General features: G+C 70.9%; 22 protein-coding genes and 1 tRNA gene. 4 read left to right on the forward strand and 19 right to left on the reverse strand.

The window, feature by feature from the left end; all coding sequences use genetic code 11:
- Window positions 1-568 precede the first annotated feature (568 nt).
- From AB0P03_RS14235 to AB0P03_RS14245, 3 genes are all read right to left on the reverse strand, one after another.
- Window positions 569-642: transfer RNA gene (locus AB0P03_RS14235), tRNA-Met, on the reverse strand.
- Between the two features lie 72 nt (window positions 643-714).
- The gene (locus AB0P03_RS14240; RefSeq protein ID WP_363629080.1) at window positions 715-1,404 is read right to left on the reverse strand and encodes a hypothetical protein; all 690 of its coding nucleotides are present in this window, start codon (window positions 1,402-1,404) and stop codon (window positions 715-717) included.
- Window positions 1,401-2,027 (reverse strand): sigma factor-like helix-turn-helix DNA-binding protein, encoded by a 627-nt coding sequence (locus tag AB0P03_RS14245; RefSeq protein WP_363629082.1) that lies wholly within the window; start codon window positions 2,025-2,027, stop codon window positions 1,401-1,403. The genes AB0P03_RS14240 and AB0P03_RS14245 overlap by 4 nt, the downstream gene beginning before the upstream one ends.
- A 368-nt stretch (window positions 2,028-2,395) precedes the next feature.
- On the opposite strand from AB0P03_RS14245, the gene AB0P03_RS14250 reads away from it, so the two are divergent.
- Window positions 2,396-3,208 (forward strand): SAM-dependent methyltransferase, encoded by an 813-nt coding sequence (locus tag AB0P03_RS14250; RefSeq protein ID WP_363629084.1) that lies wholly within the window; start codon window positions 2,396-2,398, stop codon window positions 3,206-3,208.
- Window positions 3,209-3,291: 83 nt separating this feature from the next.
- On the opposite strand, the gene AB0P03_RS14255 is transcribed toward AB0P03_RS14250, so the two are convergent.
- The 4 genes from AB0P03_RS14255 to AB0P03_RS14270 form a co-directional block, all read right to left on the reverse strand.
- On the reverse strand, window positions 3,292-4,437 hold the full coding sequence (locus tag AB0P03_RS14255; RefSeq protein ID WP_363629086.1) for an HK97 family phage prohead protease: 1,146 nt from the start codon (window positions 4,435-4,437) through the stop codon (window positions 3,292-3,294).
- 67 nt (window positions 4,438-4,504) lie between these two features.
- Window positions 4,505-5,542 carry a hypothetical protein gene (locus tag AB0P03_RS14260; RefSeq protein WP_363629088.1) on the reverse strand — a complete coding sequence of 346 codons (1,038 nt, stop codon included), beginning with the start codon at window positions 5,540-5,542 and terminating at the stop codon, window positions 4,505-4,507.
- 80 nt (window positions 5,543-5,622) lie between these two features.
- Window positions 5,623-6,648 (reverse strand): hypothetical protein, encoded by a 1,026-nt coding sequence (locus tag AB0P03_RS14265; protein ID WP_363629090.1) that lies wholly within the window; start codon window positions 6,646-6,648, stop codon window positions 5,623-5,625.
- A gap of 93 nt (window positions 6,649-6,741) precedes the next feature.
- The gene (locus AB0P03_RS14270) at window positions 6,742-7,659 is read right to left on the reverse strand and encodes an Eco29kI family restriction endonuclease (RefSeq protein WP_363629091.1); all 918 of its coding nucleotides are present in this window, start codon (window positions 7,657-7,659) and stop codon (window positions 6,742-6,744) included.
- A 110-nt stretch (window positions 7,660-7,769) separates the two neighbouring features.
- Between AB0P03_RS14270 and AB0P03_RS14275 the strand changes: the two genes are divergently transcribed.
- On the forward strand, window positions 7,770-7,949 hold the full coding sequence (locus AB0P03_RS14275) for a hypothetical protein (RefSeq protein WP_363629093.1): 180 nt from the start codon (window positions 7,770-7,772) through the stop codon (window positions 7,947-7,949).
- Between the two features lie 17 nt (window positions 7,950-7,966).
- On the opposite strand, the gene AB0P03_RS14280 is transcribed toward AB0P03_RS14275, so the two are convergent.
- The 7 genes from AB0P03_RS14280 to AB0P03_RS14310 all read right to left on the reverse strand — a co-directional run bounded on the left by AB0P03_RS14280 (window position 7,967) and on the right by AB0P03_RS14310 (window position 15,694).
- A complete protein-coding gene (locus tag AB0P03_RS14280) occupies window positions 7,967-8,212 on the reverse strand; it encodes a hypothetical protein (RefSeq protein WP_363629094.1) in 246 nt (81 codons plus the stop codon).
- 61 nt (window positions 8,213-8,273) lie between these two features.
- Complete coding sequence (locus AB0P03_RS14285) at window positions 8,274-10,328, reverse strand: phage portal protein (protein WP_363629096.1); 2,055 nt, start codon at window positions 10,326-10,328, stop codon at window positions 8,274-8,276.
- Window positions 10,329-10,337: 9 nt separating this feature from the next.
- The gene (locus tag AB0P03_RS14290) at window positions 10,338-10,556 is read right to left on the reverse strand and encodes a hypothetical protein (protein ID WP_363629097.1); all 219 of its coding nucleotides are present in this window, start codon (window positions 10,554-10,556) and stop codon (window positions 10,338-10,340) included.
- A 41-nt stretch (window positions 10,557-10,597) separates the two neighbouring features.
- A complete protein-coding gene (locus tag AB0P03_RS14295) occupies window positions 10,598-10,951 on the reverse strand; it encodes a hypothetical protein (protein WP_363629099.1) in 354 nt (117 codons plus the stop codon).
- A gap of 175 nt (window positions 10,952-11,126) precedes the next feature.
- On the reverse strand, window positions 11,127-11,732 hold the full coding sequence (locus tag AB0P03_RS14300) for an NAD(P)-binding domain-containing protein (RefSeq protein WP_363629100.1): 606 nt from the start codon (window positions 11,730-11,732) through the stop codon (window positions 11,127-11,129).
- A 192-nt stretch (window positions 11,733-11,924) separates the two neighbouring features.
- Window positions 11,925-13,628 carry a helix-turn-helix domain-containing protein gene (locus tag AB0P03_RS14305; RefSeq protein WP_363629102.1) on the reverse strand — a complete coding sequence of 568 codons (1,704 nt, stop codon included), beginning with the start codon at window positions 13,626-13,628 and terminating at the stop codon, window positions 11,925-11,927.
- 356 nt (window positions 13,629-13,984) lie between these two features.
- Window positions 13,985-15,694 carry a DEAD/DEAH box helicase family protein gene (locus tag AB0P03_RS14310; RefSeq protein ID WP_363629104.1) on the reverse strand — a complete coding sequence of 570 codons (1,710 nt, stop codon included), beginning with the start codon at window positions 15,692-15,694 and terminating at the stop codon, window positions 13,985-13,987.
- 458 nt (window positions 15,695-16,152) lie between these two features.
- Between AB0P03_RS14310 and AB0P03_RS14315 the strand changes: the two genes are divergently transcribed.
- Complete coding sequence (locus AB0P03_RS14315; protein WP_363629105.1) at window positions 16,153-16,371, forward strand: hypothetical protein; 219 nt, start codon at window positions 16,153-16,155, stop codon at window positions 16,369-16,371.
- Here the strand turns inward: AB0P03_RS14315 and AB0P03_RS14320 are convergent.
- The 4 genes from AB0P03_RS14320 to AB0P03_RS14335 all read right to left on the reverse strand — a co-directional run bounded on the left by AB0P03_RS14320 (window position 16,365) and on the right by AB0P03_RS14335 (window position 19,344).
- Entirely contained in the window at window positions 16,365-17,561 is a 1,197-nt protein-coding gene (locus AB0P03_RS14320; RefSeq protein ID WP_363629106.1) for a hypothetical protein, read from the reverse strand. The two genes, AB0P03_RS14315 and AB0P03_RS14320, sit on opposite strands and share 7 nt — an antisense overlap.
- 67 nt (window positions 17,562-17,628) lie before the next feature.
- Window positions 17,629-17,907, reverse strand: a complete 279-nt coding sequence (locus tag AB0P03_RS14325) for a hypothetical protein (RefSeq protein WP_363629108.1) — start codon at window positions 17,905-17,907, stop codon at window positions 17,629-17,631.
- The gene (locus tag AB0P03_RS14330; protein ID WP_363629110.1) at window positions 17,904-19,049 is read right to left on the reverse strand and encodes a hypothetical protein; all 1,146 of its coding nucleotides are present in this window, start codon (window positions 19,047-19,049) and stop codon (window positions 17,904-17,906) included. The genes AB0P03_RS14325 and AB0P03_RS14330 overlap by 4 nt, the downstream gene beginning before the upstream one ends.
- A gap of 73 nt (window positions 19,050-19,122) precedes the next feature.
- The gene (locus tag AB0P03_RS14335; protein ID WP_363629111.1) at window positions 19,123-19,344 is read right to left on the reverse strand and encodes a helix-turn-helix domain-containing protein; all 222 of its coding nucleotides are present in this window, start codon (window positions 19,342-19,344) and stop codon (window positions 19,123-19,125) included.
- 452 nt (window positions 19,345-19,796) lie between these two features.
- Here AB0P03_RS14335 and AB0P03_RS14340 point away from each other — a divergent pair, with 452 nt between their 5' ends.
- Window positions 19,797-21,410: a tyrosine-type recombinase/integrase gene (locus AB0P03_RS14340; protein ID WP_363629113.1), complete on the forward strand. Its 1,614-nt coding sequence runs from the start codon at window positions 19,797-19,799 to the stop codon at window positions 21,408-21,410.
- On the opposite strand, the gene AB0P03_RS14345 is transcribed toward AB0P03_RS14340, so the two are convergent.
- Window positions 21,388-22,598 (reverse strand): IS3 family transposase gene (locus AB0P03_RS14345; RefSeq protein ID WP_363629115.1). Its coding sequence is split into 2 segments (ribosomal slippage): window positions 21,388-22,352 and window positions 22,352-22,598, totalling 1,212 coding nucleotides; the frame shifts between segments, so codons are not numbered across the junction. The genes AB0P03_RS14340 and AB0P03_RS14345 overlap by 23 nt on opposite strands.
- Window positions 22,599-22,605 lie beyond the last annotated feature (7 nt).

Below are 22,605 nucleotides of genomic sequence, written 5' to 3' on the forward strand. Positions count from 1 at the left end.
TGCTGGCCGCAGCCCGGCCCGACGACGCCCCACACGCCCTACCCGATCAGCGGAGACACGAAACGCCCCTCACGAACCCGTGAGCGGCGATCCAAAAGTCAAGACAACAATACGCCGGTCAACCCGACAAACTGTCGGATTGACCGGCGTATTCGGTCGGATGGCCCTTCTGGGTGCGGGAGGGCTACCGGGCGTTGGCGACGTGGGCCACAGCCGACCTGGGGGCGATTACGCGGGACGCCTACCGGAACCACGAGCTTGGGCGCGGCAACTACTCGCCGATCGACCTGGCCGAGCAGCTCGGCGTCTCGCACGCGGCGATCTCTGCCGCTGCAGCCAGGCGCGGCTGGAATCCCGCGATCAGCAAGGCAGTTGGCGTGCTGGCGAGGCGGTAGCGCTCTCGCCAGGCAGTGAGCACGGCGGGGTTCCGGGTACCCCCTGCACCTGGTGGCGGCGACGCTCGGAGAGAACGAGGTGCGACGACGTCTGGACGCCGTGCGGACGGCCTGACCGGGGTCCGGGATGCCGAAGGGGCGGATACCGTGTGTCCGCCCCTTCGGCTACTGAGTAGCGGGGACAGGATTTGAACCTGCGACCTCTGGGTTATGAGCCCAGCGAGCTACCGAGCTGCTCCACCCCGCGTCGGTGAGACCGACTGTACGGCACGAACCGGTGGTCACAAACCTGGTTGCTGCACGGTCGGCGCCGATGGGATCAGCGCGCGAGTTGTCCGGCGAGGGTGGGCGACGGCTGCGGCACCTCCCCGAAGTCCTCGTCGTCGCACAGGATGGTCAGCCGGTTGATGACGCTCTCAAGGGCTGCGGGGAGTCGTGGGTGGAGCCCTTCATGGCAGCGGGCGAGTATGTCACGCCGGACGTCCTCGGGCAGCAGCGGAGTCAGTGCCTGGAAGGTACGGCGGGTGCGCGGTGTGGCCGAAACGCTCTCGGCCTGGCCTCGCCAGTGGGCCGCGTCACGGGTCTCGCCGAGGGTGAGGTGGTGCAGGTGCAGCAGGTAGGCGGCTGTGGCGCTTCCGGAGCCAGCCGCGAACTGCCACCAGAACTGGGCGGCGTCCGCGCGGTTGGTGACGAACAGCAGGCTGCCGAAGACGAGCGCTCCTTCGGGGTGGACCTGGTCGGAGTTGACGAGGCGGTCGAGGGACCGGCCGGCCTGGGGCGCGTTGAGGACGAGGGCGACCGCCAGGTCGAGTTCGTGGAAGGCTTGCTCGTGATCGGAGGGGAAGGGGGCCGGAGCCGCCGTGATGTGGGCGGCTGCGGCGGGCGGCGCGGTGCTGGTGCAGGTGAAGATCCTGGCCTCGGCGGTGTCCGTGTCCGGGCCCAGGTCGAGGTGCGGGTCGGCGTGCCAGGTGAGGAGGCTGGGGTGTTGGTCGGCGGCGGGTCGGCTCACTGGTCCTCCTTTGGCCGTTCGGCGAGTTCGGGCCTTCCGATGGCGTTGGCGAGGCGGCGGCGGGCGTGGCGGAGGTTGGAGCGCAGGGTCGACAGGGGGGTGCCGAGGAAATCGGCGACCCCCTGCTCGTCCAGGTCGAGGCAGTACCGGAGTACCACGCTGTCGTGCTGGCGCTCGGGCAGTTCGAGGATCGCGGTCATCAGGCCGATGCGCTCGGGCAGCGTCTCCAGGCTGATGCGGGCCTGACGGCGGAAGTGGTCGATGACGGCGTCCAGCGCCGCCGCCTGCACGGCGACCGGCTCGCTCTGCGCAGCGCGCCAGGCCGCGAGGTGTTCCTTGAGGAGCCTCCAGGCATAGGCTGCGGGGATCTCCTGGCGCAGGGCGAAGGACCAGTTGCGGCGCAGGTGCTGCTTGGTCGCCGCCACGACCAACTCGGGACCGCCGTCGCGATAGCCGACCTGGGTACGGACGAAGCCCAGCCAGGCACGTTCGTGGGTGGCGCAGAACGCGTCGAAAGTGAGCGTCAGGCGTGCTCCGCCCGGAGTCGTCCCGTTGGTGTCGGTCAAGGCCCGGCCTCCCCTGCGGCCGCCGACGTTGGGCGGCTCGTCCCGGTTGATCAGCATGACGGTTCCCCTCCCCGTACCGGCGTGTGGCCGGTGCTGGTGCGCTTCGGGGGAACTCGTCTCCCCCCGAGGCACATGCAAGCGCAGTCAGGGCCCCTGGGTGCAAAGGAGGCGCAAAGAAAATGACTGACGGTAATAGTATGACTACTGCATTACCTGATCGATTGTCAGGTCGTCGTGTCTTAGGTTGGTCATCGCGCTCCCGCGCCGGCCGGAGCGGGCGGGTTCGCCCGTCCGGGCGGCGTCGGGGTTGACATGCAACGGCCCCGGGCAGGTACCGCAGGAGCATCCGCCGGTGGCGCGCCGTGGCGCGCTCCGCATGGCGCAGCGCGGACAGCAGTGCAGGACGAGACGGCCGGGGGGCCACGGTGGGCACGTACAACGACGAGGACGAGATCGACCTCCAGCTCCATCGGGCCCACTCCGCCCGGATGTACGACTACTACCTCGGCGGGACCACGAACTTCGCCGCCGACCGCGAGGCCGCCGGCCAGGCGATCGCCGTCTTCCCGGCCGCCCGGGTCGCGGCGCGGGCCAACCGGGCCTTCGTGCACCGCTCCACACGCCTGCTCGCTGGCCAGGGAGTCGCCCAGTTCCTCGACATCGGTACCGGGATCCCCACCTCGCCGAACCTGCACGAAGTCGCGCAGGGGATCAACCCGCAGGCCCGGGTGCTCTACACCGACAACGACCCGATCGTCTTCGCCCACGCACAAGCTCTGCTACTGAGCAGCGCAGAGGGCATGACCGCCTACCTCCAAGCCGACGTCACCGATCCCGCCGCGATCCTCTTCTCGGAGGAACTCGCGCAGACCATCGATGTCACCGCGCCGGTCGCCCTCAGCCTCAACGCCCTGCTCCACTTCATCCCCGACGACCAGGACGCCTACCGGATCGTGGAACAGCTCAAGAACGCCCTCGCCCCGGGCAGCGCTCTGGTGATAAGCCACGGCACCCCCGACTTCGGACCGGCCGAGGCCGAACGGATCACCCAGGTCTACGCCGCCGCCGGCACCACGGTCCGCATGCGTACCCGTGAACACATCGAGCGGTTCTTCGATGGCTGGGACCTCCTCGACCCCGGGGTCTGCCCTACCCACAGGTGGCGGCCGGACGGCGCCGAGCAGGGGATCACTGAAGCCCAGGTGAGTGCCTACGCCGCCGTCGCGGTGAAGCGGTGACCAACTGCTGCAAGTGAAGCATCTTCGGTGCCAACGGATGCAATCGTTCGCCCGCGAAATCCCGAACGTTCTGAACTGACCGATCACCCGGTGGTCCGCGCGTCCGCGAACAGGGCGAGGGCCGCACCGATCTCGCCTGGCTGGATCACCACCGTGGCCAGGGTCTTGCTCTCGTCAGCGGGAGGCTCGGGCGGCTGCCAGTCGATGCCGGCAGCGGTGAGCACCGCGACCAGGTGCTGCACGGCGGAGGCCAGGCGGTCGGCGTTCTCCCCGGAGAGGACCTGCCCTGCCTTGTGCTGGAGGTCCGCGAGGGTCTTCATCTGGGAGGCGACCCGTTCGATGTCGGGCGCGAGGGCGGCCAGCGCCGCGTCGGGGCCGGTTCCCTCGACGTCGAGGACCAGGCGCACGGGGCTGGGCTGGCCGACGGTCGGCACTCCGTCGCCGGAGAGCGTGTACGGGACTTCCCAGCTGGTCGAGCCGAAGCCGCCTTCGGTGTACCTCCAGACGGTGGCGATGACCCGGTCCGGGTAGGTGCCGATGATCTCCACCGTGCCGGACTCGAGGCGGTCGTCCTCGGTGGGACGCAGGCGCTGCTCCACGGCGGAGGCGATGGCGTCGATCCGCTCCTCCAGCGTGCCGGCCAGAGGCGCCAGTTCCACCTGGGCCTCGCCCAGGACCCCGCGGGCCTTGCCGGGGTGCTGCTTGAGATCGAGCGTGGACGTGTGCTCATTCGCGCCGAACAGCACCGGACTGTACTCGTACAGGTCCAGGTCGGTGATGCAGCGAACGCCCTTGATCCGCTTGGCTGTTCTGACCTGGTAGCCGATCGACCACTGCACCTGGTCACCGAAGAACAGCAGGTTGGCGTACATGTCCTTCCCGGCCTGGGTGGCCAGGTTGCAGCGGCCCTTGACGAGCAGCGCGCCGGCCTCGGCGGGCCAGGGCTGCCCCTTGGGCAGAGCGGCGGGCAACCGCGGGTCGCCGGGCAGCAGTTCCTCGGTGCGCTCGGTGCGGGCCGTCCACACGTTCCAGTCGTGCGACCACACTCCCTTCGGCGTGATCTCCGTGAGGGTGCGGGCGTAGGCGCCGGGCTCGATCACGTCACCGTCGTGGTCGCGTAGTCCGGTGATCGACACGAGCGTGGTGAAGGTGCCCTCCTGGTCGTCGGTCTCCAGGATGCCGAGGGCCGCCTGCTTGTGGTCCAGCGTGCTGCTGGGGGTCGGTGCCACCGTGTCGCTCCCGGTTCGCTGGGTTGGTGGCGGTCACGGTAGGCGGAGGGCTGGCTTGGGTCTCGTTCTACTCGTCGTACCAGTTGTCGTCGTCGGTCTCGGCGCGGACCTGCTGGACGTGCCAGTCGCCGGGGCCTGCGAGGATGACGATCTCGGACTCGTCCAGGCAGCCGATGCCGGTCCCGGGCACGGCCAGGATGCGGGTGACCGGCACGTCGCCGCTGATCGTGTAGCCGACGGGGACCTCGCCGCCGTGCGTGGCGAAGTCGGTGGCGACGTGTTCTTCGGTGGTGAAGGACGACAGCGGGCGCAGGGGCAGGTCCGTGACTGTGCCCTGGCCGTCGATCTGGCTGACGTGGGTGTCGTCGTAGCCGCCGGTGAAGCCGCGGTGGACGGTGATGTGGGTGACGCCGAGGCCGGCGAAGTGGTCTTGGGTGTTCTGCCACATGGCGGTGAGGAAGGCGCGCAGCACGGGCCCGTCTTCGGCGAGAGCCTGGGCGGTTTCGGCGTCGAGGTGGGGGTCCCCGTGTTCCCAGGCCATGGTGTCGGCGAGGTTGAAGGCCTGGCGGGCGCTCTCCTGGAGGGCGAGGGCGTTCGCGTCGTGGTCGTTGGAGGTCGCCGCCCACCCGGCGACGTGGTGGGAGACGGCCTCGGCGCGCGCGAAGTCCCGGTACTCCTCGGCGTTCATCCTCACATAGCCCCAGGGCTCGCGGCGGGCGCCGCTGTCGAGGTCGGCTTGCTCTACGTAGTCGGCGTAGCCGGTGGCCCCGGACTCCGGGCGGTACGCGGCGAGGTGTCCGGCACGGACCCGGGCGAGGCGGTCGCGTTGGCGGTCGTTCAGCAGCTGCTCGTCGGGAACGCCGTCCATCCGCCGGGCAAGCGAGTCGCACATGGCGGCCTTGAGCTTCGCGGGGGACCTACCCCGCTTCCCGAGCAGGTCGTCCTGGCTCACGGCGTGGTCGTCCGCGAGGGTGCCCGGAAGGCCGACTCGGCCGGCACCCGGGTGGTGGGCGAAGCGGCCTTGGAGGTCGCGCGCGTGCCGGGCCTCGTCCCAGAGCCAGCTCTTGCGGCGCAGCCGAAGGGTGACAGCGGGGAAGTCGTGCACCGCACCGCCTTCTGCCGGGGATCAGGACGCCGGCAGCGTGGCACCGGGCCCGGGGCGGTGTCGCGCCGAGCGGTACGGGGCTACTCCGCGGTCTGCCAGTGCCAGGTGCCGGGGCCGGCCAGGATGATGACCTCCGACTCGTCCAGGCAGCCAAGCCCTGTGACCGGTGTCGCGATCACCCTCTCTGCGGGCACGATCGCGCTCATCACGAAGCCGGGTCCCTCGTCCGTGGCGAAGCTGTGGGCGACGTCCGGGTCGAGGGAGAAGGCGGAGAGGGGGCGCAGCAGCGGGTCGGAGAGGGTGCTGCCGTCGGCTGTCCAACCGGCGGGTGGCCGCCCGTCGGGGGTGGCCAGGCCACGCCACACTGTCAGGGAGCCACGGTCCGCCTCGGCCAGGTGGTTCTGGGTGCGGTCCCACATCGCCGCGAGCATCGCCGCGTGGCCGGTACCGAAGGCGGCCCGCTGGTCGGCGGTCTCCCGCGCGATCTGGTCGGTGCTGGGCCAGTCGGCGGCCGGGTGCAGCCCGAAGGCGTCTCGTGCGGTCTCCTGAAGGGCGAGGGCCCGAGCGTCCTCGTCGTTGGAGGTCATCGCCCAGGTGGCGACCACCTGGTTGACGGCGTCGAGCCGCAAGAGCTCGCGTGCCCGGTCGGCATCAACGTGAATCCAGGATGCGTCCGCCGGGGAGTCGCCCGGCCAGGCGGTGTTGGCGATCCCGGTCGCGGGGTCCTCGTACGCGTGCACCTCCCCCGAGCGCACCTTGTCGAGCCAGGTCCGGTCGGGCTCCAGCAGCAGCGTCTCGTCCGGCATGTCCCGCAGGTCGCGGGTGATCCCCTCCACCACGTTCGCCTTGTACGCCCGGGCGACGCGCTCGCTGTGACCGTCGCGGAACACCAGGCCGTGCTGCTCCTCGTCGAAGCGGGGTTCGGAACGCGGCGCCCTGGATGGCCGGCTCGCGGCCGCCCGGATGCGTTCCAGGAGCGGGTTGAGCCCCGCGCCGGGGCCGTGCGCGAACCGCCCTCGGCCGTCTCGCGGGTGCAGGTCTTCGCGGAACGGCTCGGTCTTCCAGCGCAGGCGAAGGCGCACTTCACGAGCTACGGGGAGAGCCACTCGAACTCCTGGTGATTGTGCGCAAGTCGAACCGGCACGATCTCAGGAGAACTGCCTACCGTCGTGGTCTACTCACGGTTGGGGACGCCTGTGTCAACGAAGCCAGGCTGTGAAGTGCTGGCGGACCTCGTTCTCTAGTTCGTCAGGGGTCCGCTTCGATCGCATCTCGGCTGCCCAGGAGTCAGGACCAGCGTGCAGTTCATGCCACTTCGGTCGGGGAGCGTGCTGGATCCTGGTCCGCCCCGGATGACGGATGCTGAAACCCTCAAGGGTCGTGTTCCACAGCGGCTTGAACTCCGAGTTCAGCTCAGCCACGGCTGGCGCAATGAAGAGGTCGTCAATGAACAGCACTCGGACACAGAAGTCCATCGGGTCGAGGTTCCGGCTCTGGTCGAGGGTTCGGCAGTGCTCCTCGAGTCGCACGCTCACCGCGGGGGGCTTGAGATATGCGTCCATCGGCACCGACCCCGGCCCCTTCTGAACACCGCCCACGTACAGCGGAATCGACGTTCCGGAAACCGGGGCGTAGAGCTCGTTAGCACCGATGTAGTAGATCGCATAGATCCCCGAGTTCCGCGCCCATGAAGCGGCCTTCACAAGACTGGCGGCCTCGACCGAGCGGAACCGCTCGACGACGCTGTGTACCAGGCTCTCGGGCCGCAGCGGGTCGAAGCTGTACTCACGCAGGCGCGGGTCCGGCAGCTCCCGGATCCGGTACTCCTGGTCGCGGCTCCGGCGAGTCTCGGCAACCACGGATCGCGGTCGTGCTGCTTCCTCGTTGCGGGCGATCGCGAGAAGGTTCCGCAGCGGGACTGGGTCGGCGTTCAAGGTTCCCGCGAGCACCTCGATGGTTCGGTCGGACGGAGGCGGGCCGTCAGGGCTGAACGCCGCCGAGACCGTCGTTCTCGACAGGCTTCCCTCGCTGGCCACCTGCGCTTTGGTCTTCTGTGACCGGGCGAGCAAGTCGGCGAGGGCATCACTCAGTTGCTGCCGACCACTCTGGTCACCCATGGGGCTCACTCCTCGACTTACAGGTGTACAGTGTGTTCAATCCGGCGGATTGAACACGCGCTGAACGCTGGCGCGTTTCACACTCTCCCAATTCTCCAGGAAGGGCAGCCATGCGGGCTCTCGTGTTCGTGACCATCGCTCTGGCGAGCCTCGTCGTCGCTCTCGCCAGCGGCCTGCTCCGCTACTGGCGAACCCGTTCCTTCCCCGAAGCCGTAGAGCGAGGCGCTGCCGCCGCTGGCGCCACGCTCGCCCTCGGTGCCGCCTACCTGGCCGTCCTCTGGGTGAAGTGACGAGTGCGGCCAACCGGCTACTGACGGTCTCCGGCATCAGACAGCGACTCCGCCTCTCGCCGCAGGCTGTCCGACGCGGCCTTGCCGAACGGCTGGGTCAGGACGCGCCGGGCCGCTTCCTCCCGGGAGACGCGGAGCACCTGGGCGAGTCCGTCGAGCGTCGTGACGGGCTCGCCGTTCGCGTAGCGGATGTCCCAGCGCCGGCTGCGCAGCCAGTCCTCGTTGAGCTGCTGGCGGTCGCTGGGGGGCGTTCCGGTGGTCATGCTTCATCCTCACACGGGGGTACGGGCGCGGTGCTCGCGGTCCTGCGGTTGGACCGGGTAGTCAGTGTTCGAGTCGCCAGGCCAGGCGGCAGCGACAGTTGACGGACTGACCGGGCGGGGCGGTGGTGTCACCGGGGTGGCGCAGCAGGGCGCCGCCGATGGTGAAGGGCTGGCCGTAGGGCTGGGTCTGGCCGTCAGCCGCGTCGTGGTCGGGCCTGGTGCGGCCATCGTCGTGGGCGACCCAGCGACGGACCAGGCCGGTGTGGGCGCTGGCGGCGGCCTGGTCGCGGGCGCTCTCGACGGTGGCGGTGGCGAGGTGGTTCGCCTTGACGCTCGCCCAGCTCGCGAGAGAGCGGCCCCAGTCGCGGGTGGCCTCGGCGATGCCCGCCAGGCTCTTGCCCTCCAGGTCGGCGCCGGCCACGTCGTCGGCGAGGGCGTGGGCCTGCTTGGCGAGCCATGTGGTGAGAAGCGGGGCGATCGTGGGCCAGACGGCGACGGTGGCGGTGCTGGTCGAACCGAGGGCGGCGTGCAGCTCGGTCGCGGCCGTGGTGGCGGCCTGTTCGATGAGGGGCTGGAGGGTCTGGGCGGCCTCCTGCTGCCAGGTCGGGACGTCGATCACCTGGTCGACGGGCAGGTCCTTGACGCCGGTGCGGGCGGCGGTGTCGCCGCGGTTGTCCCAGTGCCGGGTGCCCTTGCGGTGCCGGGGGGAGTTGAGTCGGGCGACGGTGCGTTCCGTCCAGCGGGTTGCGAGCGTCTGGAGGGCGTCGTCCAGGCGGTCGCGGAGGGAGTCGGCCGCGGTGTCGTCCAGGACGAGGTCGGAGGTGGGCGTCAGGGCCTTGCCTGCGGCCGGCGCCGGGGGCGGTGTCGTGGCGTCGAGGGCCGGGGCGTCGGCGGCGCGGGCGGGCAGGGCGGTACGGCCGGAGGCCAGCCACAGGGCCCGGGTCGCTGGCGTATCGTCGATCTCGTCGGCGTACCCGGCGAGTTCGGCGTAGGAGCGGACGGAGCGGACGCCTGCGGCGACTTCCTCCCGGGCTTCGGACAGGCGCTTGGTGCGGGGCTCGCGCAGCACGTCCACGTCGGAGGTGTCGAAGTAGACCTCGTTGTCATCCCCGGCGTCGTCCTGGAAGGCGTCGGCCATCAACCGCAGGTGCGGCGGCATGGTGATCTCCCAGAACGTCGTCTTCTCGGCGCGGGCGTTGTCGAACGTCCTGCCCGAGGCGTTGCCGAGCTGGGACTCCGGGACACCGAACGCGGCGAGCAGTTCGACCTTGGAGATGGCGGCGACGGTCTCGTACGCCATGTCCCGGGGCGTGACGGAGGTGTCGGTGACGGTGACGTTGCCACCGCTCAGCACCGTCCATGCGCCTGCCGCGGACGGTCCCGTGGCGAACTTGGAACGCAGCAGGCGCAGTTCGTCGTCGTCCATGTCGCCGTCGATGCCGATCACGCCGCCGGGCCTGGCGTCGTTGTTGACGAACGACAGGTTGTAGTGGCGGGTGAAGAAGTCAAGGTCGGCGGACAGGCCGGCGGCCTCCAGCGGGGTGATGCCGCTGTACGGGTCGAGTGGGTGGGGCGTGCGGATCCACCGCACCTGCTCAACGTCGAGGTTGCGCAGTTCGCCGGTGATCGTGACGGTCTCGAAGTGGGAGATCAGGTCGCTGCCGGTGGAGGGCACGGGTCGGGTCCGGCCGGGTGGCAGCAGGTCGATGCGCAGCAGGTCGCCGCCGCGCGAGAAGGTCGGTTCGAGGAACACCCCGCGCTTGGAGAGCAGCAGTTGCATGCTGACCCGTTTCTTGAACGTCCACGCGCCCTCGGCGGGGTTGGCCCTGACGTTCATCGCGCGGTAGAGCGGGTGGGCGTCGTGGGGCGGCAGGGGCTCGTCGGAGGTGCCGCTGCGCGGGCGGACCCGCAGTGGCCGGTCGGCGGCGTGGTTGGAGATCGTGTCGACCGCCTTGTAGATCCACACCGCGCGTTCCATGCCGTCGCGCACCGCTCGTTCGACGGACCATGGCCGGGCCCGGTGAACGCCGGCGGGTGCCCAGTTGAGGGCGTACTCCGGTGCGGACTTGGTGGCCGGCGCCGGGCGGCGCAGGCTGGGGAACCAGCGGCGGGACATGGACCTCTCCTACTGCTCGTCGTGGTGGCCGAGGACGGCGGCGGCCGCGAACGCGGAAAGGCTGGTGCAGGCGAGGCCGAAGCGCGGGTCGGTGGCGTAGGCGGCCGCGTTGAGGCCGATGGTTCCGAGTACGAGCAGGATGACGGCGACGACGTCACGCACCCGGCGCGCAGTCAGGTGCGCGACGTCGTCCGTCAGATGGGGCTGGTGCCTGCTTGGTATGGTCACGGCAGGCAGGCTAGGCACTTCGTCGCCTAGCGTCCCGGCGGCTACTCCCGCATCCGGGTACCCGCGTCTCCGGGGTCCGGCTTGCGGAAGTTTTCCGCTGCGGCAACCTGGTGGCGGTGCTCGGGCGCGGGACGGCGCTTGCGGGTGCCGATGGGTCCGCCGTGGAGCATCGGGTCGGACGCCGCGCAGGGCTCTTCGCAGACCTCGTCGTAGGGCCGGCGGCAGCGGGTGCAGATCACGTCGGCGCTTTGGATCTTCGTTGTGGCCGGGACGCGGTAGATGCCGCGCCGGCGCGCGTAGGCGGCGCCTTGCGTGTCCACGGGGACGTACGCGGCGATCACCCACTCGTGGATGTCGGGGTTGGCGTCGTCGGTCGTCGTGCTGTCGGTGGTCAAGGCTGCACTCCCCTCGCCAGCGGACGCCCTGTGGGTGGGGGCCCGGTGGCAGCAGCGGTTGTTCGTCGTCCTGTTCTGCACGGGCCCGTGGTGCTGGTGGTCCCGTCTCGTTCGTCAGGCGCGGCGCGGTGGCCGCGCGTGTGGCCTTCGGGCGATGCCCGAAGGGGCGCTGTGGTCAGTGCTGGTAGGCGGATCTGGCGTCTTCCAGCATGGAGGCCTCGATGTCCCAGCCCTGCATGCCGAGGACGGCGAGTGCCGGCTCGGCGTTCGCGACTCGCGGCAGCGCGGTGACGGCGAGGTGGGCGGCCTCGGTGCCGGTGTGGATCACCGCTCCGATGGCTCCCAGGATGGCGTCGCAGGCGGCGCGGGCGCAGCGGTCGCCGGCTGCGGGGCCGATGACGACCAGGTGTCCGTCCGCGCCGAGGAGCGGGGTGTGCTGGTAGGCCACGGCGTGCCTGCGGGCAAGGTCGCCAAGTTCACGGCTGGCGCTGGGCGGTGCTGGCGCGAGGTTGAGCCACCAGGCTCCGGGCTCCAGGGCGTCGAGTGCACCGGCCGCCGGGTGGGCGAGTACCTCGCGAAGTTCGTCGATGTCCTCGATCAGGGTGAGGAGCGCTTGGGCTCCGGTAGCGGCTTCTCGGGGCGTCGGGTGGGTGGTGGGTCGGCGGCAGGCGGTGTCGGTGTCTGTGGTGCCCCAGGCGCGGACCGAGTAGTTCGCGGCGACAAGCCTGTCGGCGGTCTGATTTGCGCGGGAGTTCGACCCCAGCACGGCAAGAGTTCGCAAGTGTCCCCTCCATTTTGCGAGTTGCAGATTGGGGATTCCCCCCTTGATCGACCATAGATGGTGTGCGCTCTGTTGGGAATCTGCTCAATGCACAAGCCAGGTATCACCGTTGCACATCGGGCACAGTGAGCACTGGCACGATGGCTGTCCGTGTCGGGCGGACACGCCCTGCGGCACGAGCATCCCTCGGGCCTAACGGACGGGTAGCGGCAGCCGGATGCCGAACTGCACAGCGATCGCCAGGACGACGTCGTGTGCGTCGGCGGACTGGGCGAGGAGGTCCCGCTGGAGCAGACTCGTGGCCGTGCGCAGGCGCTTGCGGACAGTCTGCGCGTGGACGCCGAGAGCTTGGGCCGCGCCAGCGGTGTCGCCGTTGGAGAGCACCCACTCCCTGAGGGTGCGTCGCAGTTCTTCCGACAGCGGGTACAGGAACTCCCGCACCCAGACCCCGACCTCTGGGCTGGCCAGGTAGGTCTGGAGGTCGGCGGGTCCGGCGTGCGACGCTTCACCGCAGCTCTCGTCCATGAGCACGGCCTCCAGCGCGAGCGCGGTCACAGCGCGGTCGCGGATGCTGTCGAGATCGACACCGAGAATGCCGGCCGCGGAGCGCACCCTGTTCGTGATGGTGTTGCGGTGGGCTCCGGTGAGTTCGGCTGCCGCCCGCACGGAGGACTGCAGGGTGAGGGTGAGAGCCTGGATGAGCACATCCCTGTCCGCCGTCGCGCGCTGCCCAAGGAGAGGGTGCAGTACGACGGTGGCCCAGCCCGGGTAGAGCTGGTTGAGCAGTTCCGGCAGGTGCGCCTGCTCGGTGTAGAGCGCCGTCCTGTCGCCGAGCCGGGCGTTGGCGAGCGCCCGCAGGGCGTGCCGGTAAGACTGGGCGGTCTCGGCGATATGACGGACCGGGCTGCCCCCGAGGTAGCACTGGGGGTGGCGGGCGACCAGGGCGCGCAGCCTTTCGCCTACGTCGTCCCAGGTATCGCCGCCGGTGCTGGGCTGTGGGACGACGAGGATCAGGTGCGAGTCGTAGACCGGGCACCTGACGACGAGCGCGGCACCGTTGGCGTCTCGCCAGCACTCCTCGCGAAGGTGGTCACGTTCCTGCGGGCGGCTCTCCAGAAGGTAGACGCGCGCATGGTCCTGGTCGAGGAGGCCGGGGTAGAGGCTGGCGGCGGTGCGCCGGGCTTTGAAGACCTCGCCGGTCATCAGGAGCTGGAGGACGGCGACGTGCAGCGCGGACGCGGTGACCTCCTGGCCGTGGATGGCCGACTCGGCATCGGCCACGCTGAGGTGGAGCGCGAGCAGGTCGGCGGCGCGGCTAATCACCTGGGTGAGAGTGCGGTCGAAGGGCGATTCCCGGGCGACGGCGAGGACGGCTCGCGGCTTGGTGGTGCCGACGGCGACGAGGCGGATCTCGTCGCCGCCGTTCTCGAGCACGGCCGACTCAAGAGCGCCGGCCGCGACCTCCTCGATCTTGTCGGCGACGGTGGTGAGCTTGTGGGCGGAGCGCTGCGGCGCGGTGGCGACCAGTGCTCCGTCAGAGCCGACGAGTGCGACGCGGGCTGCGTGCTCGGTGGCGAGCCAGCGCACGATCCTGGCCAGGTGAAGGGCGTCCGGGGAGGGCCGGAGGTGTCCGAGCAGCTGGTCGCGCCAGGTGATCGCCCGGCGCAGGTCGTGCAGCCGCTCGCGCGTCACAGCCTCGGCGATGTCGGTCCAGGATGTGCGGCTGGGCAGGGTGAGGAGCGGGACGCGCAGGCGCTCCATGGAGTGCGCCAGCTCGGGTGGGATGTAGCCGGTGGCGGAGACGACGGCGAGGGCCGCGATGCCGGCGCGGGCTGCGCGGGTGGCGAGCTGTTCGAAGGGCAGGTCGCTGTCAGCCCAGTCGTCTAGGTTCGCCACGGCGAGGGTTTCGGTCAGGCTGCCAGGCCGGACGCGGTCGCCGGGATGGAGGGGCGAGACGGATTTGATCACGCGGGCCAGGGCGCCCGGGGCCGTACCTGGGAATTCCCTGAGTCCGAATTCACGCATCCCGGTGAGATGCTCCAGCGCTGGCATTCGTCCCCCTCAGCATGGCGACACGGATCGCGCTCATGCCAAGGAATCAGGACCCCCCTGCTTGGCATGGCTGATTCGCCCCGGTGGATACGCCATCCAAACCCTCGCCCATCTCCCCTGTCAACATGAATACTTGAGATATGCATTGCAGGCATATTGCCTTGCACATTCACGCAAGCAAGGGATTATCTGACCTTCCATCAGACGATCATGCGGACGCGGCGGCGGCCGGTCTGCGGCTCGTAGGGGGCGAGGAGGACGGCCTCGGCTCGGTCCGGCGAGCGGACCCCGCGCCGCTGCATCGAGCGCTTGGATTCGATGACGGTGTGTCCGCTGGAGTCGGTCGACATCTTGGGCGCGGACAGCTGGGCCTGGGCGCGGCGGTCGATGCGCAGCCGTATCGATCCCTGGCCGTGGGGAGACAGCAGCGCCCTCATCGCCAGCCACATCTCGTCCCGTTTGCTGGAGGGGCGCAGCGTCGCGGCCTCGTCTTCGCGGCCGGTGCCTTCGCTGGCGATCACTGTGACGATCTCCCCGCGGTGGAGGCCTTCGCGCCGCCAGGCCTCCAGCAGGCCGGCGACGCCCCAGCCGATGCCGACGCCGTCGATCTTGACGCGCACCGGCGTGGTGCTGCCGATTGCGTCGGCGAGCCGTTGGGCGGCTTCGATCTCGCGCAGGACGACCCCGGCGACGACCACCGGGTCGGCGTTGTCCTGGCCGGCGGCGGCGTGGCGCAGCTCTATGAGGTCGCCGACGGATCGGGCGATCGCGAACTCGTCGCCGCCGCCCGCCGCCACGTCCACTCCGAGTCGCACCCACGCGCCGTGCTTGACCCGGTGGCGGCTGGTCTCGCCGTCGAGGCCGAGGGCGTTGAGGGGCGTGAAGTCCGGGCCGTCCCGTTCCGGGGCGTCGCTGGCGCGCTCTACCCAGGAGGAGGGGATGGCTCGGGCCTGGCCGCCCCGGGGGAAGCGGGCGTGGACCTTCGCCGCGACGAACGGCGCGTCCTCACCGTGGTCGCGGATGGTGTCCTCGACCCACTGCGGGTCCACGAGGTGGGAGGCGAGCAGGTGGGCGGGGGTCTGGGGCGGGCAGGCGCGGCAGCGCCGGGTCCGCTCGCCGGACAGCAGCGGGGTGTCGTAGACGCTGATGGGCAGGACGTGCACCCCAGGGTCGGCGCAGGTCTGCTCGAACCACGAGCCCTCGTCGTCGCTGGGCGGGTTGCCGATCAGCAGCGCGCGGGTGTGTTCGCCGGTGAGGGCACCGCGCATGGCGGCGCCGATGACCCGGCCGATGCCGCCGGCCTCGTCCACGATGAACATCAGGCGGGGTGCGTGGATGCCCTGGACGGCGGACTCGTCGTGGTCGGGGGCGCTGAAGCCATAGGCGACCACCACGTCGGTGCCGTGGTGGTCGGGCATCTTCCACTGAGTGACGCCGACCTCGCCGGGCAGTCCCGCGCGGGCGACGATCTGACGAATGTGGGGCCACATCTGCCGCTGGACCTGGCGGGCCCGGGTGGCGGTGGTGACGGTCAGGGCGGTGCCCGGGGGGTGGACGACTGAGGACCAGACGGCCGCCCGGGCGGCGATGTGGGTCTTGCCGGATCCGAAGCAACTGGGGACGGCGACGCGGCGGTGGTTGACCAAGGCGTCGAGGATGTCGCGCTGGCGGGTCCACTGGGACTCGCCGAGGACGTCCTCGACGAAAGCCACGGGGTCGTCGGCCCACAAGGCGTAGGGGGTGCCAGCCTCCGCGCTGGCCGCTGCGAGGACCTGCGCCCAGTCGGCGGCGTCGAGGGTGGCGTAGAAGCGTCGGCGGATGGCGGGGGCCGAGGCAGACAGGTCGGCATAGAGGCGGCGCCCCAGCCTGCCGGGGCGGCGCGCGGGCACCGCAAGCAGTGGCTTGGTCACGCTACCCCCTTGGGCGGGCTGCCGGTCGGCGGCAACGGTGCCTGAACAGCGGCGGGGTGTCGCGCCGAGAAAACCCGCCATAACTTACCTGCATCTTCTTTATAGACTTAGGTCAACTTTCCTGCGAGGCTGGTACCGCCAGCCGGGGACCGCGAGCCCCCGGCCCCGACCTCAAGGAGACCCACCATGGCCCTGACCACCCGAGTCACCGCCCGGCACGCAGCAGTCGCCTTCGCCATCACCACAGCCTTCACCACCGGCATGGCCATCAGCACCCAACCGACCTCGGCCCCTGCCAACCCGGCGACCGTGATGCTCAGCCCCGCCCCTGCGCAGCCCCTGACTGCTCCCGTCCTGACCGTCCCTACTGCCCCGACCGCCCCGGACACCCGCTTCTCCCCGGCGGCCACGTGCCCCGCCCCGCCCCTACCGAGGCTCCGAGCCCGGCGGCCGTCACCTTGCCCGAGGTACCCGGCACGGCCACCGTCACCGCCCCGGCCGTCACGGTCACGGCCACGGAGCCCGCCCCGACCGTCACCGTGACCGTCACCACCACCCAGGTCGTGACCGCCCCGACCGTCACGGCCCCGACACCGTCCCCGACCGCCACCCTGCTCCCGACGCTGGCCCCTTCCCCGACCCCGACCGTTCCCCGCAGCCCCCAGCCGACTCACTGACCTGACCCCGGGGCTCCTCGGCCAGAGGAGCCCCGGCCCGGCAGGGACAGCACCCAGCCCCGGCTCGTCTTCGTCGCCACCACCCCGAGCTGTCGGCGGGCACGCTGCACCGTCCGAGGAGCGAGCCCGACGGCGGCCGCCGCAGCCAGCACCTCCCGAGCCGACGCCGGGCCGCCCGCCAACATGCTGCTCAAGAAGGCGTAGGCGCTGGTGCTCGCCGGCCGCCGACGCCGCAGATCCGCGCCAGCCATCGCCTCGTTGCGCCCGCGCGCGAAGCGGCTGCTCCACACCACCGGCCGCGTGCGGCCCGCCTGGTGGAACTGCAAGCCGCCCATCACCGTCCACGCTCCGGTGGACACCGGCACCAGGGCCATCGCCCCGTCCGCACCGTGAACAGCCATGTGCACCGCGGCCGTGAACGAGGACCGCGACGCCTCCTGCGCCCGGCGCGAAGACGACCAACCCGCGCGCTTAGATGCGTCCCGCACCGCCAGGACCGCCGTGCCGACGCGCTGCGCGAGTTCCGCGAGCACCTGCAACGCCCTCTCGACGGGTACCCGGTACGGGCAGATCGTCATGAGGTCCAGTACCACCAGTTCGGGGCGACGCTCGCGTAGGAACCGCTCCACCTGGTCGGCGTCGCCGGGCAGGCGCAGCCCTTGCTGCCCACCGCGCCCGCCCAAGATGGCAGCCACCTCGACCCGCTCGCTGCCCGGTCCGCAGGCCTCCAGCAGTTCCGCCGCCTGCCCGACCGTCTGCGGTGATGCGAGCACCAGCACGGTGCGCGCCGCCTGGGGCTGCTGCCCGTCCGGCAGGACCGCCGCCGTCGCCGCCCGCACCGCGACGTCCAAGGCCACCGCCATGGTGCTCACGCCGTCCTCCCCGTCGATCAGGCTCACGCCCGCCGACGGCACGTACCCGGGCCAGATCCAACCCGGGCCGTCCTCGAACGCCGGCGGCGCGGCCACCACGTACTCCGGGCCCAGCCGCAGCGCCGCCGAGATGTCCTGCGTCTCGCATCCGTCGGCCAGGCAGTCCAGTTCCACACGGCCGTCCCCGGCGGCGAGCACCAGCAGGGAGCCCTGCCGGTCGTCGTGAGCCGGGCACCGCGCCAGCCAGCCGCCCTCGGTCGGCCGGACGTTCCCCCATCGGCGCAGCGCTGCCAGCACCGTTTCGTACTCCTGCGCCACGCGCCCGTTCCTCCATCGCTCTGATCTCAACTTGGCTGCCGCTATTGGCTGGTTCAGCCCCCCACCCTCAAGACTCGCGAGGAAGCGAAGAGTTGTACTCCGAATTCCGCGCGATGCACGTGGCCGCGTGCGGAAGGTGCAGCCGCTCGTACGACAGCAGCGGCAGCTCTGCGGTAGGCCGGCGCGAGCGGATGGTGCCGGTGCCGTCCCGGTAGACCGCGGTGTTGCCGAGCGTGCAGGGGTTCACGTCCACGGCCAGCCGCGCGCCAGCGACAGTGATGGTCCAGTGCACCGCCGTACCGCACCAGCGGCACCGGGCGAGACCTCGCTGCGGCAGCACGCTCATGCTTCTCCGGCGTGCGGGTCGGAGCCGACGAGCAGTGCCGCCACCTGCCGCCAGCCGAACAGGGCGACGGCGTGGGCCTGGCCGTGGTCGGCGATCGCCTCCAGCACCTCCAGCGGGTCGGGGGCGGCCGCGCGGCCTCCGGGAAGCGCGGCCATCAGCGGCCGCTGTCCCGGCATCGGTGCCGCGCCTGCGGGCCGGCCCCCGCCACCCGGCGGTTCGGGGAGCAGCGTCAACGACCTGTCAGTGGGCCCGGATTCCTGGTCGCGGGCGATCTCGTTCTCAATCGAGGCCAGCCGGTCCGCCACGCTCACCTGCGCCGCGTAGGCCGCTCCTCGGCGTGCCGCAGCACGGCGGCCGCGCCCGGCAAGACGGCCGGACGCCGCTAGTCCAGGCTGCTGCCGCTGCTCGCGCACCCATTTGCGCCACATGGCCTGCCAGTCGGCGCCGAGGGTGGCGCGGCCCCGGTGCCAGTCCGTGAACGCCGCCGTCACGGCCGACAGTCCGGCCGGGCCGCCAAGGCGGTCCAGGTGACCGTCGCCCGCCGCCCACGCCAGCGCCGCAGCGTCCGGCCAGAAGCCGTCGGGCAGGGGGTGCCGGCGCGCCGCCGGCCCCCACCCACCTGCACCTTCCCCACCCACACCAGCCCCCTCCCTACGGGAGGGGCGGGGAGGGGCCGGGCGCGCACGAGGACGCGGGACGTCCCCCCGGGATGCGGGCGGCTGGCCTGCACAGTCCTCGTCAGATGGGGCACAGTTTGGTCCCGGACCGTCGTCGGAATCGTCGCCGTTCGGCGGCGGGTTGCGCTGCTGGCGCTTCTTCTCGGCCGCGCGCCGGCGCCTCTCCTGGACCTGGCGGCGGCTCGGGTTGGCGTCCAGGTAGCCATGCATCACGTAGTCGCCGCGCCGCGGTTGCGGGCAGCGCGAGCATGCGTGTCCGGCCTCGTGCCACAGCCCGGAGGCGAGCAGCTTGGCGATCTGCGTGGCGGTGCCGCTCCTCGCCGCGACCGCAGCGGGGATCACCCCGTCGGTCAGGTGTGCGCTCGCGTAGGCGCCGCAGCGCACCCACAGTCCGACGGCCGCGTTGCCCGCGGCGAGGATCTTGGGGTGGTCGTCCGTACTGTCGCCGACGGCGAACCAGGGCATGCCGGTGATCTCCTACCAGAGTGAGGTGCCGGGTCCGCAAGCCGGCACGGCGGTTGAGGGGCGACGGCAGCGCTCAGGCAGCGGTGTCGGCGGTGTGGTCGAGGCCCAGCAGGACGCGCAGCTTCGCGGTCGGCACGAGGAGGCGGCGGCCGACCGCGATCGTCGGGATGTCGCCGCGCCGGGCGGCGTTGTAGCTGGCAGCGCGCTCAAGGCCGAGAATGCGGCCGGCCTCGGGCACGGTCATCGTCGGCTGGACCTGCGGGTCGGGAAGCGCGGGAACGGGGCTCGTCGTCATGCCCGCACTGTGGCCCGCGCCGGGCCCTACCGTCCCGCCGTCCACGGCCGGTTCGGGCAGTTCCCGTGTGTGCCGCACCGGCCGCACCGATACACCGAAGGCCACATCTGTGCAGGTCAGAACCCATGCAAGCCGAGAATGGCGGTCTTACCGGGGGATTGCATGCCGCCCGGGCCGGGCGTCTTCGACCACGCGGTACCAGGGCGACGACCGTACGGCGGGGGCGTTCCGGCCTCTTTCTCGTCTACCCCGGTCCATGCCCGTCCATGTCGGCGGCAGCGCTGCTGCCCCTGTCCAGCCTCGGCGCGACCCAACGCCCCCGCCGGCCGTACGGTCGCGGCCAACTCCCCACCGCCGCACCGGCCTGTGCCCTGACCAGCACGGCTTTGGTGACTGTGGGCGTGCCGTAACCGTCGCCCCAACCAACGGGGCCCGAGGGACGATTGAGAGAGATGAGCGAGCGCGATCCGAAGAACGACACCCCGGGGTCGGTGTACCGCCGCTGCGCCTGCCGCGAACCCGTCCTGGACGACAATAGGCAGCCCGTGCTGGACGCCGGCGGAAAGCCGAAGATGCGCGAACTCGGCGCCCGCTGCCCGAAGCTGAAAGGCAAGAAGGCCCACGGCACGTGGTGGTACTACCTCAAGCTCAAGCCCGGCGCCGACGGCAAGCCCAAGCGGGACCGCAAGGGCGGCTACCCGGACAAGGACGCCGCCGTAGCCGCCCTGAAGAAGGCCATCGCGAAGGTCGACCGCCGCGAGGTGATCGACCACCGCACCACCGTCGCCCAGTACCTGATCAAGTGGCTGGAGCAGCGCAAGACCCTGGAGCCGACGACCGTCAGCTCCTACGAGAGCCACATCCGGATCTACCTGATCCCCGCGCTCGGCCACATCAAGCTGGAGGACCTGACCGCCGAGCCGATCACCGACATGTTCGACGCGATCCAGGCCCGCAACATCATCATCGCCTACGAGCTCGCGATGATCGCCAAGGCCCGCGCCGAGTACGCCGAGTGGAAGGCCCTGTACGGGCGCAAGCCGGGCCGGCCGAAGAGGAACGCCTCGCCTCCGCCGGTGCCCGCGCCGGAGATACCCAAGCGCGAGCCCCACGCCCAGATGCGCATCGTCTCCCCGGCGACCATGCAGCGCATCCGCGCCACCCTGCGCTCCGCCCTCACGGCGGCGGTCAAGAAAGGTCAGGTCAGCCGGAACTGGGCGAGCCTGATCGACCTGCCCTCCGGCAAGCGCCCGAAGGCGCTGCTGTGGACGCCGGAGCGGGTGGAGGCGTGGGAGCGCACCGGCGAGAAGCCGTCGAAGGTCATGGTGTGGACCCCGGAGCAGGCCGGTCAGTTCCTCGACGGCATCGAGGGGGACTGGCTGCGCGCATTCTGGCACCTGGCCATTTTCCGGGGGCTGCGCCGGGGCGAGGGCGCCGGCTTCGCCTGGCCCAAGGCCAACCTCGAGACGGCCGTCATCACCGTGGACTGGCAGGTGGTCACGGTGAAGGGCAAACCGCTCGGGAAGGCCCCGAAGCAGGACAGCGAGCGCACGCTCGCCCTCGACAGCCACACCCTCCAGGAACTGCGGGACCACCGTGACCGGATGGCCGAGGCCCGTCGCGACGCGACCGAAGCCGGACGGCCGTGGCCGGTGACCGACAAGGTGTTCGTCCGCGAGGACGGCAGCGAAATCAACCCGGACTACCTCACCGACCGGTTCGAGCTGCTGTGCAAGAAGCTGGGCCTGCCGCCCGTGCGCCTGCACGACCTGCGGCACCTCGCGGCCACCCTGCTGCTCGGCGCGGGCGCGGACCTCAAGGTCGTGCAGGAGGTACTCGGCCACGCCACGTACGTGCTGACCGCCGACACCTACACCTCCGTCCTGCCCTCCCTCGACCGCGAGAACGCCGAGAAAGCCGCCGCTCTCGTCCCGATGAAGTCCCGCAAGAGCACCAGCGCCCCACTCGTGCACCTGCTGGTCCTCGACGGCATCGAGGTCGCCATGACCAATGAGGTGACCCCCGGATTGTGGACACAGGGGTTTACGCCGCGAGTGAGAGTTTAGCCGTCGTGCGTTGCTGTTGTTCGAACTCCATCGGGGAGAGGTAGGCCAGTGCGCTGTGGCGTCGCCTTGCGTTGTAGTACGTGAGCCATCGCAGGATCACCATTCGGGCCTGCTCCATCGTGGAGAACAGCGTCCTGAACAGAGCTTCTCGTTTGAGGCTCTGCCACAGGCTCTCGGCCAGGGCGTTGTCGTAACTGGAGCCGACCCGACCCATGCTGCGTCGGATCCCGTACCGGTCGCAGACGTCCGCGAACGCGGCTGAGGCGTATTGCGACCCGCGATCGGAGTGGAACACCACCCCGGCTACCTCGCCGCCCCGGGCTGCCACTGCCATCTCAAGGGCGTTGACGACCAGTTCGGCCCGCATGTGCGGGGCCATCGACCAGCCCAGGACCCGGCGTGAGCAGATGTCGATCACGCAGGCCAGGAACAGCCACCGGCCGCCGACCTGGATGTAGGTGATGTCGCCGCACCAGCGCTGGTCGAGCCGGGAGGCGGTGAAGTCCCGCTGCACCAGGTCCGGCACCGGCGGCGCCACCGGATCGGGGAGGGTGGTCCGCTTCCGGCGGCGAAGGTGGCGGCCGATGATGCCGTGCTCGCGCATCAGCCGTGCCACCCGCTTGCGGTTCACGTGGTGTCCGGATCCTTGCAGGTCGGCATGAACGCGCAGGACTCCGTAGGTCTCGCCCGAGACGGCGTGGATCTCGCGGATCTCCGCCGCCAGGGCCTGATCGGCTGCCTGCCGACTGGCACGGGCGTCCGCACCGGCCAACCACCGGTAGTAGCCCGAGCGGGAGACCTGCAGCACCCGGCACAGCCGCTGGACGCCGAACTCGCCGGCATACTCGGAGATGAAGTCCCAGCGGCGGGACGTCACTTCATCTCCTTGGCAAAATACTGGGCCGCCCGGCGGAGGATCTCCCGCTCCAGCTGCCACTCCTTCTCCGCCTTCAACAGTCGGGCGTTCTCCGCTCGCAAGCGGGCCAGCTCCTCCTGGTGGCCCTCCGGTCCCGACCCACCGGCTGGAGCTTGCCCGCCGCCGTCGGCCGCACGAACCCACAACCGCAGCGTCTCCCGGGTGACCCCCAGGTCAGCCGCGACGTCCTTCATCGTCCGCCGCCCCGCCGAGGCCCGCCACAACGCCACCGCGTCCGCCCGGAACTCCGGCGTGTACTTCCGCCCTGCCATATGAACC

It is taken from the genome of Kitasatospora sp. NPDC088779 (assembly GCF_040685395.1).
GTDB lineage: Bacteria > Actinomycetota > Actinomycetes > Streptomycetales > Streptomycetaceae > Kitasatospora.